Source organism: Microbulbifer maximicatervae (SeqCode) (assembly GCF_052468095.1).
Genome location: NZ_CP174332.1, coordinates 3,312,523 through 3,326,809 on the forward strand (window position 1 = coordinate 3,312,523; position 14,287 = coordinate 3,326,809).

A 14,287-nucleotide genomic window follows, 5' to 3' on the forward strand; every position below is an offset into this window, starting at 1 on the left:
GATTTTGCCGGGCACTTTTTTCTTACTATAAAGAGTTCCCCTCCTGATCTACCGCATCCAGCTGACGGCCATCCGGACCTCCATCTCTCGGCGGAATCAATACATCGATTTCTGGAGTCCCCGGTAACGCACTGGGATCAGTCAAAGCCCGAAGAAACTCAGCTAAAATTTCGATTTCGTCATCGGACTCGCCACGATTTGCTGGGCTATCACCAACCAAGTCCATGGTAAGCTGATAACCATTAGGTGCGACAATATCAACACAACCGCTGCCCAAATACTCGAACTGCTCCAGCTCACACAAATCTGCAACAGTATCGGTCAAGGATGTGCCAGTATCATCAACACCAAAATAACTTTGGATGGAATCCAAAGTATTGAAGTAATGAGAGATATTTCGCTCTAAACTGCCAAACTGTCCCGCGTGCCCCCATGGACCGGAAATGGAAACATTGAGAAGCGACGGCACCCTATATCTTTCCAAATCGCTACCATCTTCATTGGTACCGACTCCAATTTGTGGATAGCGAAATCCCCTGGACGTTTCCAAAGTAAAAAATGGCCCATCATGGCATTGTGCACAAGCAGTGTTGGTGTAAAACAGGATTCCACCACGTTTCTGCATCTCAGTCATGGCATCATCATTGCCATCAAGGAAGTCAAAGAAAGGGTTATCAATAAATAGCTGGGAAGCCTGGTAGGCAGCCAAGGCTTCAGACACCCGCAGGAAAGTTTTTTCGCTATCCCCAAAAGCGTCTTCGAAAAGTGAATCCCACTCATCACTCAAACCAGACGCAATACTCTCGCGATAATCGCTATCACTGGCAAAGCTTCCCCGCTCACCCATTTCCTCTGCTGTAACTACAGGAAAGTGGGCCTGGGCCATCAACAATGTCAGGGAATTACTGGCTATCTCTTCAGAAAAACTATTTACGTCATCAGAGACATCTCCATCATCAGTTCTGACCTGATTAGCTAAATAAGTAGCTTTGTCCTCAATGTTGTTAATACCTGTTCTGAAACTGACTCTCCTATCCCAAAAAAGGCTATCCGACCAAATAGCAGAATTACAGGTGGGGGGCGAGTTACGCGGTAAAAGCGGCATCAGATTGCCATCGCTTCTACCGGGCCCCAATAAGTCAGGATTTACCGTATTTACACCAATCGGTAACGACAAACCATCACTGCCACAACCCAGTGTGGGGTGGTGACAAGATGAGCACGAAGAATCGTTATTCAAACTCAGGGATTTACTGTGAAATAAGCGCATTCCCAACTCAATAAGTGCGGGATCTTCCTCTCTGCGCAGCCGCGCCACATAAGCTCTTAATGCACCTACTCGATCTCCCAGGCTGATAACCTCTGCAGCAGCCCTAAGACACTCATTCAGGTTTTCTGTAGCTATATCCCATACATTGCTAACTCGCTCACCCGCCGTACATTCATCGAGACGTGCAATTGTTGTATTTACTTCTGCAAAGGTTGTATCGACGGAGGTGCCGTTATACCAGTCATCGTCTCGATCGCTATCCAGTGTCCTTGCAATATCCTCATTTGACGGCTCACTGTAGCTACCGTCACTGACTTTCACGGCAGCGCTGTAGCTATATTTTGTACCGCTGGACAAACCACTATCTTCGAACCGCTCAGCCTGCGTCTCCGCTATCTCTTCACCATCGCGATATATTAAATAGGAAACATCACCACTCTCATTTGGCTCCCAGGAGATACGGATAGTGGAAGCCGAAGTCGTGACGGCTATTAAGTTAGAGGGAGACTCCAAATCTGTAGACACCTGCCCCCCACTGGAACCAGAGCTATCGTCACCTCCAGAGCTGCCACTGCTCCCTCCACCGCCACACCCCCAAAGCAGGAGCACCGCAAAAACAGCCAGGATGCGCGTATTTACAGACAACAATAATTTTAAATACTTCTTAAAAAATAAATTCATCTTTAGTTTTATTTATTGGTCAAATAAACGAGCTCCAAATTACTCAACAATCAAGGAGCCTCTTGCGCGGGATTATCAATTCACAAAAAACAGAGTCAACAACAACATTAAACCTCCATAAAAGAATGAGAACCAATCGAGCATTATTTTTTAAAAAACCCCAAAAAAAACAAAAAGAAGAAACACACTTCGAAAGTGACCAAAGTCAGACTCTCATCCACCAAACCCAAAATGTAAGCAACACAAGTAATCGCACCAAGAACAATCAAGCACCATTAAGAGAACACTTACCACACAGGCAACACCTCCAGACTTCAAGTTATTTACTTTATATTTGGAAGATGGGATCATCTGCGTACCAACAAACGAGAAAAACAATGAAAATAACAGGCCTCACTGTCGCACTAATTGCTGTATTTCTCTCCACCAACCCAGCACATGCACAGGAAGATGCATCCTTTAAGAAATGTAAAAAGTGGCAACAAAAAATTGAGCACTTCCGCGAAGAGAGAAAAGATGGCGGATCAGGAGAGCAGATGGAAAAATGGAAAGACAAGATAAGAAAACTGAGAGATAAATTTAAAGAATACAACTGCGATCAATATAAGCGCCACTTGTAATCAAGAATTGTCTACTGCCGCACTCAAGAAAAATTAAGCGCCTTCCCCTGAATATCAGATGAGCGTTAAATAAAAAAGGGCGCCAAAGCGCCCTTTTTTAGCTACATGATCGATTACCAGTGGAAATCAAACTTGTAGCCTACACCAATGTTGAATGACCAGGGGTCGAAAAGATAATCACCACCAAATCTGTGGCGATAGAACTCATTGTCATCATCGGTATCGAACCAGAAGACGTCTGCCTCAATATCGGTATCTACATCATAGTAAATAGCGGCAAGGTTAATTAGCCAGCTACTATCATGACCGAAATTAAAGTCGACACCAATTTGCCAAGTGTAACCCCAGTTGTCACCCAGATTTACACGGCCATCCCAAGGCCGGAACACTTCAACATCATCAACATCATCCCACCAGCCCCAATTCCTCAGGCGCTCATCGGTAAAGTCGGTATAGTTAATACCCACTCCCATATAAGGCTGAACCATGCAGCTAGGGTCTAACGGATAATAATTCAGATAAGCAGCTGTGATTTGAGGCTTCCATCTAGCGAAATCACGTCGACGATGGAATTCATCAAAGTCCGGGTTAAAACGACGTAGCCAGGGCCGGTTATCTCCTCCTGTGTGGCGGTCACCCTCAGTGTAACTCAGGGATACACTCATATGGTCGGTGGCCCGCCACTCTACATTGATAAACCAGCCCCACTCATCACTGGGATCAACGTTGGAGCGGAATGCACCCCAATCGTCAATAAAGTCATCTGGCCCCTCGAAGAACCTGTCAGCAAACGTGACATTATCCGAATTGGGCGAGATATAGGCCCCACCAATTCGAACCTTAAACTCCTGGGTCTTTGGTGGGGGGGGGGCATAGCCAGCCGGTCCTGCCGAAGCGACACTAGAGATTGCTAAGGCGAGGGGCGTCATAACGGGGATCAGAATACGCGTCATCTTCATTTGTGGTAACTCCATTGATATTCAGCAGATCAAACAGCAATCAGCCCAATCAATGGTCAGTCTAGTCGCACGAAGTAACAGGTGTAGAAAAAACAAACAAATGTTGGCGTGTAAAAAAGTATTTATTGTTTTCTGGCACTTAAACCGCTTTTTGGCGTTTAATTTTCCCGAACAAAGTATGATTTTTAAAATGGATAGGCGCCTCTTGGAATTCTAGCGGCCACCAGAGCAAGAGAGATATGAAGAGATCTAAATTATTAAACAAAAAATAGACGCCATTTCACCACTGATTCTTACAACCAGCAAAAGCTTATGAGGGCTTTCGTGACGCAAAAAGAAACTGAAATTTTTTTGAATGGCTGCTTACATGAAAAACGCGACAGGCCCCAGAACTGGAACCTGTTTGAGTTGTTTTAAATAAAGCGCTGAATTACGACTTTTTTCCACCACCCTGGCATTCAGGACTCTGAGGGGCCTGTCCCTCCCACTCTTCCGGGCTGTAAGTGTGCAGAGCCAGAGCATGTATTGGGCCAGCCATTTCTTCAGACAAAGCCGCATAGACTTTTTGATGGCGCTGCACTTTCCTTGCCGAATTAAACGCCTCACTCACCAAAACGACCCGAAAGTGCATTTCAGAGCCAACAGGCACATTGTGCATATGACTTTCGCATTGCACTTCAATATGCTGAGGGGAAAATTCCGCAGTCAGTTTATGTTTAATTGTCTCAGCAAGACTCATCTATCAACTCCTTTATTTGCTATACAGCAAGGCTACTTTCCAGAACCTAGCTGACAACCTTAGCCTGTTGCTTTCTCGCCTCCACAATCGCTTCATAGGCAACAGTAATACTTTTCATCTGATCATCAGCATGACGCATAAACTCTTCAGGCAACCCCTTGGAAGCAATTTTATCGGGATGATACTCTGCTGCTTTTCTGCGATAAGCTAATTTAAGCTCTTTATCGCTGGTCTCCGGGGTACAACCCAACACTGCGTAATGCTGCTCCAGATTTGCAGCCGTACTCCTCCCCCCGTGCACAAACTCATTTTGCATTGCCGCAAATAAAGATTCATGCAACCCAAGATCAACAGTGATGCGTTTTAAAATTTCTTCTTCTGCGCTATGTAATTCACCATCGGCATAAGCAACAGCAAATAATAGGCGATACACCATTTCCCGCATTGCTTGATCGCGAACCAGCTGGCGATACTGTTTTGCGTAATCGTAAATGCTGTACTTATCAGTCTTGGCATTTTCAAAAATACGGATTGCATGCTTGCGCTCCTCAGTGCCCAGACGGAGGTTGTTTCTAATAAAGCCCTCTATAAACTCCACTTCAGCTTTAGAAACCAGGCCATCTGCCTTAGCCATTTTTGCCAACATCGAAAATAGAGTCACAATGAAGATTGTCTGGGCTCCATCCCTGCTCAGAGCCGAAGCAGCCTTCCCGAGGCGCTGCTGCAAACTGGAACCAAATGAACTGCCGATCCAGGCTCCCAATGCCGCACCAATTGGGCCGCCAAACATAAAACCAAAGCCTGCACCTAACCCCGCCCCTAACCAGGACATACACTCTCCTAGACGCTAAAAGTCGCGCCCGCTATATAAGAATCAAACAAGTAAAACGCGCCTATCATACCACGTACTACGGCGCCTTAATCCCCAAATATGAATCGCTGGTCACAACCCAATAGAAATGAACCCGCCAGGTCTATCTTTTGACGCGGCAATCAATCTCGAAACTATCACTAGTCCTCAGGCCCAATTATGTTTGAGAGTGAAAATCGAACTTAAAGGCAAGCCGAATGAAAATGCGGCCAGACACAGCTCTCTTTCACCCCCTATTGGCTTTGTGTGCCATAGCACTCCTCACGTTAACCGGTTGCGATCAACATCGAGGTGCATCCCAGCAAGAGGAGGCCAGCAGCACTCCAGGGCACCAGGACTGGGAAACTATCGTAGAGGTCCTTCTGCACCCCCGCTGCCTCAATTGCCACCAGTTGGAGATGCCACTTATAAATGAAGGGTCTCCCCATGTTCCTAGAGTGGAGCGCGGTCCAGATAATATGGGGGCAGGTACCATGCGTTGCAATAACTGCCATTCAAATAAAAACAACCCTGTTACCGGTGCGCCTGGAGCTCCAGGGTGGGTTATGGCACCCATTGAGTTGAACTGGTCACAAAAATCCTCGGCTCAAATCTGCAAGCTGCTAACCACTCCCCAGGACAACGGCGGGCGAGCACCAACCAGTCAACTGGAGTTTGTCAGTACCAGCCCACTGGTATTGTGGGGATGGCACCCCGGAGACAGCCGCCAGCCGGTAAATATCCCCCACGACAAGTTCATTGAAGCAATGAAAGGCTGGATTGCAGCAGGGACACCCTGCCCACCAGAGAGGGCATCAAACTAATTATGTATTTGCTAAATCTAAAATTATGCGGTTTACAGTGAGATGAAAATTCTTGAAAAAATATAATCTCAGCAATACAAACATCGAAATAAATAACAGTCCGGTATCTAGGGAGCCTCTGAATAACTCCGTAATGCCTCTGCGGGTCTTGAAGGCTGCAGATGTTAGGCGCAGCTCGCCGCGAATGGCCGTAGCCCTTTGCAAGAGCTGCAACGCAGCAGCTGTGGCCTTCAAGGCCCGCCCTTCGGGGCTTGCAGAGCGATTCACACTCCGCGTTGCGACTTCTTGAAAGGTCTAGACATTCCTGCGAAGCCGCGCCTTGACTGTGAACCGCTCTGCATGCCAGAGGTATCACGGAGTTATTCAGAGGCTCCCTAGCTGAAGTTATTCTCGGAACCCTTTTATGACCCACGATTTAACGCTAGACCATCTAAGAAACACCTACTCGAAAGGTATTACAACACCGCGTGAACTCATTGCCAGCCTATTAAAACAAGCACAGCAGCAATCCAACTATAACGCTTGGATCACCTTATTAACCCGAGAAGAGCTAGAGCCCTATTTAGAAGCATTGGACCGAATAAGGCCCAGCGATCTGTCTCTATACGGGGTGCCCTTTGCTATCAAGGATAATATTGATCTTGCTGGAGTACCTACAACAGCAGCCTGCCCAGACTTTAGCTATATCCCTCACGAAAGCGCATTTGTTGTAAAGCTATTGATTGAAGCAGGAGCCGTGCCGCTCGGCAAAACCAATCTCGATCAATTCGCCACCGGTCTAGTAGGTGTTCGCTCCCCTTACGGAGAAGGTAAAAACTCTTTTAACCAGGAGTATATTTCTGGCGGGAGCAGTGCGGGATCAGCTATTGCCACAGCACTTGGGCAAGTCAGTTTTGCTTTGGGAACAGATACTGCTGGCTCTGGTCGGGTACCTGCGGCACTCAATAATTTAATAGGCCACAAACCCACTCGGGGACTGCTGAGCACTACAGGGGTTGTCCCCGCCTGTAAAAGTCTCGACTGCGTGTCAATATTCGCCCTAAATTGTCAAGATGCCGCCAAGCTACTTGATATTACGGCGAAGTTTGATTCAGCCGATATCTATAGCCGTACCACCCCATCTTCAAATAGGCTGCGGTACTTCCAGGAAAGCTTCCCTAACAATAAGATCAGTTTTTCTTTTGGTATACCTGAGCAAGTTGATTTTCAAGGGAACAAAGAAACCCAGGCACTCTTTAATCAATCTATCAAAAAATTAAAAGTGCTGGGCGGACAAGCTGTAACTGTAGACTTTAATCCTTTTATAGAAGCAGCAAAGCTACTATACGAAGGTCCCTGGGTAGCCGAGCGCTGGATTGCAACTCAAGGTGTAAAACCGAAATCCATGCTTGAGGTAATTCGGAAGGTTATTAACTCCGCGGAAACAAAAACTGCAGCTGATGCTTTCTTGGGACAATACCGCTTACAAGCACTAAAGAGAATCTGTGATAAAACACTGGAGAATGTCGATTTTATCATTATTCCCACTATACCGACTGCTTACACCCGCCAGCAAATATCCGAGCAACCCATTCAAAGAAATTCTATTCTCGGAACCTACACAAATTTTATGAATTTATTGGACTATTCTGCGACCGCAGTGCCCGTTGGCTTTCTTAGTTCCGGAATTAGCTGGGGAGTCACTTTGTTTAGCCAGAAACATTGCGATATGTCCCTGCTAAGTTTTTCTAATAGTTTACACCAGGCCTGTAATCTCCCATTGGCTGCTACAGGAGAACGCCCGGGAGAGACATCTAACCAAGACAGCAGCTCTCGCCATTAGCTACACCGGACAAGCTGGCAAAAATTGTAGTCTGTGGTGCACATCTCAAAGAGCAACCTCTCAACTGGCAACTCACTGAGCGGGGAAAACAGTTATATCAGAAAACAACAACCAGTCACCAATACCGACTCTATGTTCTCCCCGAAGAGGAGCGCCCCGCTCTGGTTCGAGATGAATCAGGAGATGGGCAAGCCATCCAGGTGGAAAGATGGCAGTTACCAACCGATTATTTCGGCAGTTTAGTTGCTACAATACCCTCTATGGAAGCTGGCTCAACTGGCTCCAATCCAAACACTAAGTCCACTCGGCAAATTTACTTAGCCAGGAGGCATTCGTTTTCCTTCCTACTACAAAGAGCTCTTCACTAGATTTTATATCGCCATCCTCCACCCTAACGATTACCCCACCTATTTCAGTTATCAGAGGCTCAGGCAGAAAAGCGAGCAGCCTATTATTTTTTACTAGCTGGCAAAGAACCCCATAATCATTTACAACGACCTGCACCTTGCGAGGATAATTAATTTCCGGCCAGCCATCGCTACCTATCCCCCGTTCTTCACCACAGAAAGGTGATATCCTCGGTGCGGCAAATGGATATTGCAATATATCTGACAGTGAAGCCTTCACCTCAGCCCCCTGCTCCACGATCAAAGAATGATCAGGCCCTGCAGCAATACACATTGATACTGAGCCAAGTGGCCGAGCATCCATTGTGGATGACAACTGCCCCAAAACCGCTCCGGTTATCAGGGCCAGGTCTACCTCCCCCCTGGATAACATCTTCAATGCCAAGGCTTCATAGGCCGATGTGAATGACAACCGCCCCCCTGCTTCCTCAGTAATAAATTTGCGGTGGATAAATGTACCCCAGGCTAGTTGCAACATGGTCGGAGCAGCAATTCGGCACTCCTGATTTCCCTTTAGCTCACCAACTTCAGAGCGAATTCTTCTGGCAATCGCCACCATCTCAACCGCCCGACTTTGCAGTCTGCGGCCTGCGTCATTGATTTTCAGTTGCTTGCCAACTCGATCAAACAGGCGAGTACCCAGCTCTCCCTCCAGCCGCTTTAGGGTTTTACTCAACCCACCCGGGCTCGTATCCAGCCTGTCTGCGGAGCGCTGCAGGTTCTCTGTCGCAGCAATCACTAGAAACCTTTCAAGTGCTTCTATTTCCATAGTGGAATCAAATGTCTCTATTTTTGAATCGATTATTCACTAGAGTACTCTTAGAATCCCCTGCATCCAAGGTCATAGCTACACAAAACCGATGAAAAATATTTTTCTCTTTTTGGCGCTAACAATCAGCTCAAGCGTATGCTTCACACAATCTTCATTAGCACAAAGTGACAATTCGGTCGGAATTCATGGCATGGCCCTGTTTACCGTCGGCGGGCAAATTATTGCCACACACATGCCACTACATGGCGGAAAACACAGTCATCAAGTTATTTTGGAATTGGAGACTGATGACCAGAAGGAGGTGCAAAACCTCCTCAAGCGAAACGAGTTAGTCACATTGCTTCCAGAGGAATTTCCTTTAAGCAAACTACGCGAGGGAAAACTCAATGCCTTTAACGCCCAATTGTTTACAGGGCATTTTGAACGAGGAGGAAAACTTGCGCTGCAAGCTGTTACTTTCCGGGTAACCTCTCGACTAATGGACAGACCCCTTACCCGAACAGAAAATGGGCACTACCAATTAATACTTCTTGAAAATTCCACTTTGCTTGTGCATGAAATTGCATCCACCCCCAGCTTCGACCAAATACTGCTGGTCAGCACCGACCACAATTTTTCCAGCGACATTCATAGCAGTAGTTTAAAACCGCTTTCGAAAGATAGCTGGCCAAAAAGCCTAACTAAAGCCGGCATCCACTATAAGGAAGAACTGTATTTTGAAAATCAGGATTTCCAGTAAATGACCAAACCAATACTGATTATCCAACATGAGGAAACTGAGGGCCCGGGGTATATTTATGACTGGGCTACAGAGAAGCAAATGCCGCTTTCTGTCATTAACCCTCAGAAATCACCATTTCCTCAAAGCGGCTTTAGCGGAGTTATTATCCTTGGTGGGATGATGAACGTTTGCGAGCGCGAAAGGCTCCCCTGGCTTGCCAATGAGATTGCATGGGTGAAAAACTGCATTGAACTCCCGATCCCAATACTGGGCATCTGCCTTGGGGCACAGATCCTTGCATATGCATTGGAAGCAGAGGTCCGCCAACTTCCTCAAGAGGAAATGGGCTGGCTACCTATAAGGTCTACAACAGCACTGAATTTTAATTTAGAGAGTGTATTCCAGGCGCATAGTTATTTCTTTGAAATTCCGGAGGGGGCAAGCTGCTTGGCTGAATCTGATTTGTGCCCTCATCAGGCGTTTATATTCGGCAAAAATGTGTTGGGATTACAATTTCATCTAGAGTGGTCACAAACGGATGTTGCCAAGTTATTTCCCGAACACTTTAAAATCCACGGCTCCCCAGAGGCGCTTCATCGCAAAGGGCGCGATTTATTATTTCAGCTGCTTGATGCGCACTTCACACAGTTAAATGTGAGTTTTTGATACTATTGATTGGGTGGGCGGAATTGGGGAATTCAGCAGGCTTCATAAACTGAATTTCCCCTAACACTCACAAACCAATTCAACAGCTCATCTATTCAGAGCACTTGATCCTTGACTCAGAGCAAAAACCACTGCGTTGGGTGCAGAGTTCAAGTAATTTCCCCTTCGCCTCAATACGGCTAAAGCCATTTGAATGCATGCCTCCCGCCACTGGATCCTTCATATAACAAGCCCACTTTGGACGCTCCTCTACTAGAGCTGGCGGTACCAGTTCGGGCTGAGCGTCAATACTCGCCTGCAACTCCAAAATCAAGTCCTGAAGCCGATGGACATTTTTTCGTAACTTAACCACTTCTTTTTCTAAGTCACGAACATTTTCAGCTCCAACACCCTGTTTGTGGTCAGAGTGTACTTCTTTACGGAGCTTAACCACCTCTTTCTTTAACTGGCGGACTTCTTCCGCAGTTTGATGATTATCATGTGCAAATACACTAGTGGAGAAAAGAGCAAAGGCAATTAAGAATGGCAAACTACGCATTGGGGTTACTTCCTAATGAATTTTTATTCCAGTAAAAATTTTGGGAGGAATATAGCGCAACTAACCTTAACTCAAAATGAATTCTATCGATGGAGATGCTCTGTTGACCGGATTAACATACCTACTCCAGCTATGACTGCCTCTTCACATTATTTAAATCAGAAGGATCTGTTTTAACCAGCAAAAGCGGACAAAATGCATTTGTTTTAGGTCAACAAAAAAGGGCGAACACTGTTCGCCCTCTCTTCCAAAGCAATGGATTTTAGTTACCCGCCAGTAAGGCTCCGCACCATACTGATCATCACACCCGCAGCCACCGCAGAACCGATAACACCGGCTACGTTGGGGCCCATTGCGTGCATCAACAGGAAGTTGTGAGGATTGGATTCAAGCCCCACTTTGTTGGATACCCGCGCGGCCATAGGTACGGCAGAAACACCGGCAGAACCAATCAATGGGTTAATCTTGTGCTTGCTGAATACATTGATCAACTTGGCCATCAACACGCCAGCCGCAGTGCCGATCGCAAACGCCACAATACCCAAAGCCAAAATACCCAGGGTTTTAGGATCGAGGAATTTGTCTGCCGCCAATTTCGAACCAACGGAAAGGCCCAGGAAAATAGTGGTGATATTGATCAGCGCGTTCTGAGCGGTGTCCGACAATCGGGAAACGACTCCGCACTCACGCATCAGGTTACCAAAGCAGAACATACCCAACAGCGGTGCAGCAGCTGGCAGGAACAGGGCCACCAAAATCAGCAGCAACATCGGGAAGGCAATTTTTTCCCGCTTGCTCACATGGCGCAATTGCACCATTTCAATTTTGCGTTCCTGCTCAGTAGTCAGGGCTCGCATAATCGGCGGCTGAATCATAGGCACTAGCGCCATATACGAATAAGCCGCTACAGCTATAGCCCCCAACAGGTCCGGGGCCAATAGGCTGGAAACATAGATAGCTGTGGGGCCATCTGCTCCACCGATAATACCGATCGCAGCGGCATCGGCGATTGAGAAGTCCATGATTCCCGCTACCGAGAGACCCACAGCACCGAGCACCGTGGCAAAGATCCCAAACTGGGCTGCTGCACCGAGGAACAAGGTGCGCGGATTGGCTAGTAGTGGACCAAAGTCAGTCATAGCCCCTACGCCCATAAAAATTACCAACGGCGCAATGCCGGAAGCAATAGCTACGGAATAGAAGTTATACAGCATACCGTTATTGAAACCGGCATCCCGGGCAAACTCAGCTGCTTGTACCTGCACGGCTGCCGGCGCACTGGCCAGAGCTTCCTTTAGCGCGGGTAAAGCTGAAGTAGTATCGAGGCCCAGGATCTGGGCCATTTGCGCTAAAACAGCCCCATCTCCCTGGGTAAGGGCTGTCTCTGCGGCTGAGAGTGCCAAATCGGCACCGGGAATATTGGCCAGGATTCCGCCGAAACCGATAGGCACCAAAAGCAGGGGCTCAAAGTTTTTGCGAATGGCCAAAAACAGCAGGCCCAGGCCCACCAAAATCATAATGAACTGGCCCGATGCCATCTGCGCGACACCGGAGGAATGCCAAAGAGTAATCAGATTATCCACGTGTGACTCCTACCTTTGGCTATGCAATAGACAGCAGGGCATCACCCACCGCCACTGAATCGCCTTCTTTTACTGCCACACTGGCGACGTTACCGGCACGAGGGGCACTCACCACAGTTTCCATCTTCATCGCTTCCAGTACTAACACCGCCTGACCTTCGCTCACCTGGTCCCCAGGCTTCACCATTACTTTGAAGATATTTCCAGCGAGAGGCGCATTAACCGGCTCACCGCCGGTGGCGGGCACGGAAGGTGCACCAGCTGCAGATGCTGGAGCACCACCGCACACAGGGGCAATATTGGTTAAGTCACCACCATCGGCCACAGTGACGGTGTAGCTCTGTCCCTCTACAGTCACGGTGTAAACTTCTTCACCTTTGTCGTTCTTGACTGCAGCACCTTCATTACCGGTAGGTACTGGCTCAAAAGCTACTGGATTGTCACGGTTCTTCAGGAACTTCAGGCCAATCTGCGGGAAGAGTGCATAGGTAAGTACATCGTCGATCTCCCCCTCACCATCGGTCAGGGCCACATCTTGTTCACCCGCTTTCTCTTGAAGCTCCAGAGTCAATTTGTCCAACTCCGGTGCCAACAGGTCCGCCGGACGGCAGGTAACCGGATTAGCGCCATCAAGCACCCGGACTTGCAGCTCCTGGTTAACTTCAGCAGGCGTCGCACCGTACTCACCTTTCAAGACTCCGGCAGTCTCTTTAGAGATCGACTTGTAACGCTCTCCAGTCAGGACATTGAGCACCGCCTGGGTACCCACAATCTGGGAGGTGGGGGTAACCAGCGGGATAAAGCCCAGGTCTTCACGCACCCGCGGGATTTCCTCTAGCACATCATCCAAGCGATCCCCGGCGCCCTGTTCGCGCAGCTGGCTCTCCATATTGGTGAGCATGCCACCCGGCACCTGGGCCACCAGGATGCGAGAGTCCACGCCTTTCAAGGAGCCCTCAAACTTCGCGTATTTCTTGCGAACGTTACGGAAGTAAGCCGCAATTTCTTCCAGCAGATTAATATCCAGCCCGGTGTCCCGCTCAGTGCCTTCCAAAATCGCCACCAACGCTTCGGTTGGGCTGTGACCATAGGTCATGGACATAGAGCTGATCGCGGTGTCCACGTTGTCGATACCCGCCTCGATACACTTGAGAGCGGTAGCAGTAGATAAACCGGTAGTAGCGTGGCACTGCATATGGATGGGGATGTCCACGGCGGCCTTCAAACGTTTCACCAGCTCGTAGCCCTCATAGGGGCGAAGCAGACCGGCCATGTCCTTGATCGCGATGGAATCCGCTCCCATATCCTCGATCTGGCGCCCCAGGTCCACCCACAAGTCCATGGTGTGTACTGGGCTCACGGTATAGGAGATGGTGCCCTGAGCGTGCTTCTCTTGTTTCTTCACCGCAGCCAGTGCGGTTTTCAGGTTGCGCATATCGTTCATCGCGTCGAACACGCGGAACACGTCTACCCCATTGACTGCAGCGCGCTCTACAAACTTCTCAACCACGTCATCCGCATAGTGGCGGTAGCCGAGAATATTCTGTCCCCTGAACAGCATCTGTTGGGGCGTGTTCGGCATAGCTTTCTTCAGTTCGCGAATACGCTCCCAGGGATCTTCGCCGAGATAGCGAATGCAGGAGTCGAAAGTGGCACCCCCCCAGGACTCCAGAGACCAGAAGCCAACTTTATCGAGCTTCTCAGCAATCGGCAGCATATCGTCCAGTCGCAGTCGGGTAGCGAACAGTGACTGGTGGGCATCGCGCAGGACTACATCGGTAATCCCCAATGGCTTTTTAACCTCAGTCATGGGTTATCTCTCTCGGCAGAAATTA

Annotated in this window: 14 protein-coding genes; 6 read left to right on the top strand and 8 right to left on the bottom strand. The window is 48.2% G+C overall.

What is annotated here, in order from left to right; translation table 11 throughout:
* Positions 1 to 25: 25 nt before the first annotated feature.
* Positions 26 to 1,951 carry a cytochrome-c peroxidase gene (locus ACJJIL_RS14395; protein WP_445360010.1) on the bottom strand — a complete coding sequence of 642 codons (1,926 nt, stop codon included), beginning with the start codon at positions 1,949 to 1,951 and terminating at the stop codon, positions 26 to 28.
* Positions 1,952 to 2,013: 62 nt separating this feature from the next.
* Between ACJJIL_RS14395 and ACJJIL_RS14400 the strand changes: the two genes are divergently transcribed.
* A complete protein-coding gene (locus ACJJIL_RS14400) occupies positions 2,014 to 2,571 on the top strand; it encodes a hypothetical protein (RefSeq protein ID WP_445360011.1) in 558 nt (185 codons plus the stop codon).
* Between the two features lie 113 nt (positions 2,572 to 2,684).
* Here the strand turns inward: ACJJIL_RS14400 and ACJJIL_RS14405 are convergent, their stop codons facing one another.
* The 3 genes from ACJJIL_RS14405 to djlA all read right to left on the bottom strand — a co-directional run bounded on the left by ACJJIL_RS14405 (position 2,685) and on the right by djlA (position 5,101).
* Positions 2,685 to 3,530 carry an OmpW/AlkL family protein gene (locus ACJJIL_RS14405; protein ID WP_444916029.1) on the bottom strand — a complete coding sequence of 282 codons (846 nt, stop codon included), beginning with the start codon at positions 3,528 to 3,530 and terminating at the stop codon, positions 2,685 to 2,687.
* Between the two features lie 430 nt (positions 3,531 to 3,960).
* Positions 3,961 to 4,269 (bottom strand): BolA family protein, encoded by a 309-nt coding sequence (locus tag ACJJIL_RS14410; protein WP_444905860.1) that lies wholly within the window; start codon positions 4,267 to 4,269, stop codon positions 3,961 to 3,963.
* A gap of 46 nt (positions 4,270 to 4,315) precedes the next feature.
* Positions 4,316 to 5,101, bottom strand: coding sequence for a co-chaperone DjlA (gene djlA, locus ACJJIL_RS14415; protein WP_444916028.1), 786 nt, complete (start codon positions 5,099 to 5,101; stop codon positions 4,316 to 4,318).
* Between the two features lie 236 nt (positions 5,102 to 5,337).
* Here djlA and ACJJIL_RS14420 point away from each other — a divergent pair, with 236 nt between their 5' ends.
* The 3 genes from ACJJIL_RS14420 to ACJJIL_RS14430 all read left to right on the top strand — a co-directional run bounded on the left by ACJJIL_RS14420 (position 5,338) and on the right by ACJJIL_RS14430 (position 8,133).
* Entirely contained in the window at positions 5,338 to 5,943 is a 606-nt protein-coding gene (locus ACJJIL_RS14420) for a hypothetical protein (protein ID WP_445360012.1), read from the top strand.
* A gap of 403 nt (positions 5,944 to 6,346) precedes the next feature.
* On the top strand, positions 6,347 to 7,765 hold the full coding sequence (gene atzF / locus ACJJIL_RS14425) for an allophanate hydrolase (protein WP_445360013.1): 1,419 nt from the start codon (positions 6,347 to 6,349) through the stop codon (positions 7,763 to 7,765).
* A gap of 23 nt (positions 7,766 to 7,788) precedes the next feature.
* The gene (locus ACJJIL_RS14430) at positions 7,789 to 8,133 is read left to right on the top strand and encodes an allophanate hydrolase-related protein (RefSeq protein ID WP_445362007.1); all 345 of its coding nucleotides are present in this window, start codon (positions 7,789 to 7,791) and stop codon (positions 8,131 to 8,133) included.
* Here the strand turns inward: ACJJIL_RS14430 and ACJJIL_RS14435 are convergent.
* Positions 8,060 to 8,941 (bottom strand): LysR family transcriptional regulator, encoded by an 882-nt coding sequence (locus ACJJIL_RS14435; RefSeq protein ID WP_445360014.1) that lies wholly within the window; start codon positions 8,939 to 8,941, stop codon positions 8,060 to 8,062. The two genes, ACJJIL_RS14430 and ACJJIL_RS14435, sit on opposite strands and share 74 nt — an antisense overlap.
* Before the next feature lie 193 nt (positions 8,942 to 9,134).
* Between ACJJIL_RS14435 and ACJJIL_RS14440 the strand changes: the two genes are divergently transcribed.
* Positions 9,135 to 9,683, top strand: a complete 549-nt coding sequence (locus ACJJIL_RS14440; RefSeq protein WP_445360015.1) for a hypothetical protein — start codon at positions 9,135 to 9,137, stop codon at positions 9,681 to 9,683.
* An 81-nt stretch (positions 9,684 to 9,764) separates the two neighbouring features.
* Positions 9,765 to 10,331: a type 1 glutamine amidotransferase gene (locus ACJJIL_RS14445; RefSeq protein WP_445360016.1), complete on the top strand. Its 567-nt coding sequence runs from the start codon at positions 9,765 to 9,767 to the stop codon at positions 10,329 to 10,331.
* Positions 10,332 to 10,422: 91 nt separating this feature from the next.
* On the opposite strand, the gene ACJJIL_RS14450 is transcribed toward ACJJIL_RS14445, so the two are convergent.
* The 3 genes from ACJJIL_RS14450 to oadA form a co-directional block, all read right to left on the bottom strand.
* On the bottom strand, positions 10,423 to 10,869 hold the full coding sequence (locus ACJJIL_RS14450; RefSeq protein ID WP_282933578.1) for a magnesium transporter CorA family protein: 447 nt from the start codon (positions 10,867 to 10,869) through the stop codon (positions 10,423 to 10,425).
* 266 nt (positions 10,870 to 11,135) lie between these two features.
* Positions 11,136 to 12,452 (bottom strand): sodium ion-translocating decarboxylase subunit beta, encoded by a 1,317-nt coding sequence (locus ACJJIL_RS14455; protein ID WP_445360017.1) that lies wholly within the window; start codon positions 12,450 to 12,452, stop codon positions 11,136 to 11,138.
* Between the two features lie 19 nt (positions 12,453 to 12,471).
* Positions 12,472 to 14,262 carry a sodium-extruding oxaloacetate decarboxylase subunit alpha gene (oadA, locus tag ACJJIL_RS14460; RefSeq protein ID WP_445360018.1) on the bottom strand — a complete coding sequence of 597 codons (1,791 nt, stop codon included), beginning with the start codon at positions 14,260 to 14,262 and terminating at the stop codon, positions 12,472 to 12,474.
* Positions 14,263 to 14,287: the final 25 nt, after the last annotated feature.

Excerpts from the sequence above, each read along its gene's own strand:
- oadA (WP_445360018.1), bottom strand. The coding sequence starts at position 14,262 with ATGACTGAGGTTAAAAAGCCATTGGGGATTACCGATGTAGTCCTGCGC.
- djlA (WP_444916028.1), bottom strand. The coding sequence starts at position 5,101 with ATGTCCTGGTTAGGGGCGGGGTTAGGTGCAGGCTTTGGTTTTATGTTT.
- ACJJIL_RS14445 (WP_445360016.1), top strand. The coding sequence starts at position 9,765 with ATGCCGCTTTCTGTCATTAACCCTCAGAAATCACCATTTCCTCAAAGC.
- ACJJIL_RS14410 (WP_444905860.1), bottom strand. The coding sequence starts at position 4,269 with ATGAGTCTTGCTGAGACAATTAAACATAAACTGACTGCGGAATTTTCC.
- ACJJIL_RS14435 (WP_445360014.1), bottom strand. The coding sequence starts at position 8,941 with ATGGAAATAGAAGCACTTGAAAGGTTTCTAGTGATTGCTGCGACAGAG.
- atzF (WP_445360013.1), top strand. The coding sequence starts at position 6,347 with ATGACCCACGATTTAACGCTAGACCATCTAAGAAACACCTACTCGAAA.
- ACJJIL_RS14440 (WP_445360015.1), top strand. The coding sequence starts at position 9,135 with ATGGCCCTGTTTACCGTCGGCGGGCAAATTATTGCCACACACATGCCA.
- ACJJIL_RS14405 (WP_444916029.1), bottom strand. The coding sequence starts at position 3,530 with ATGAAGATGACGCGTATTCTGATCCCCGTTATGACGCCCCTCGCCTTA.
- ACJJIL_RS14420 (WP_445360012.1), top strand. The coding sequence starts at position 5,338 with ATGAAAATGCGGCCAGACACAGCTCTCTTTCACCCCCTATTGGCTTTG.
- ACJJIL_RS14450 (WP_282933578.1), bottom strand. The coding sequence starts at position 10,869 with ATGCGTAGTTTGCCATTCTTAATTGCCTTTGCTCTTTTCTCCACTAGT.
- ACJJIL_RS14395 (WP_445360010.1), bottom strand. The coding sequence starts at position 1,951 with ATGAATTTATTTTTTAAGAAGTATTTAAAATTATTGTTGTCTGTAAAT.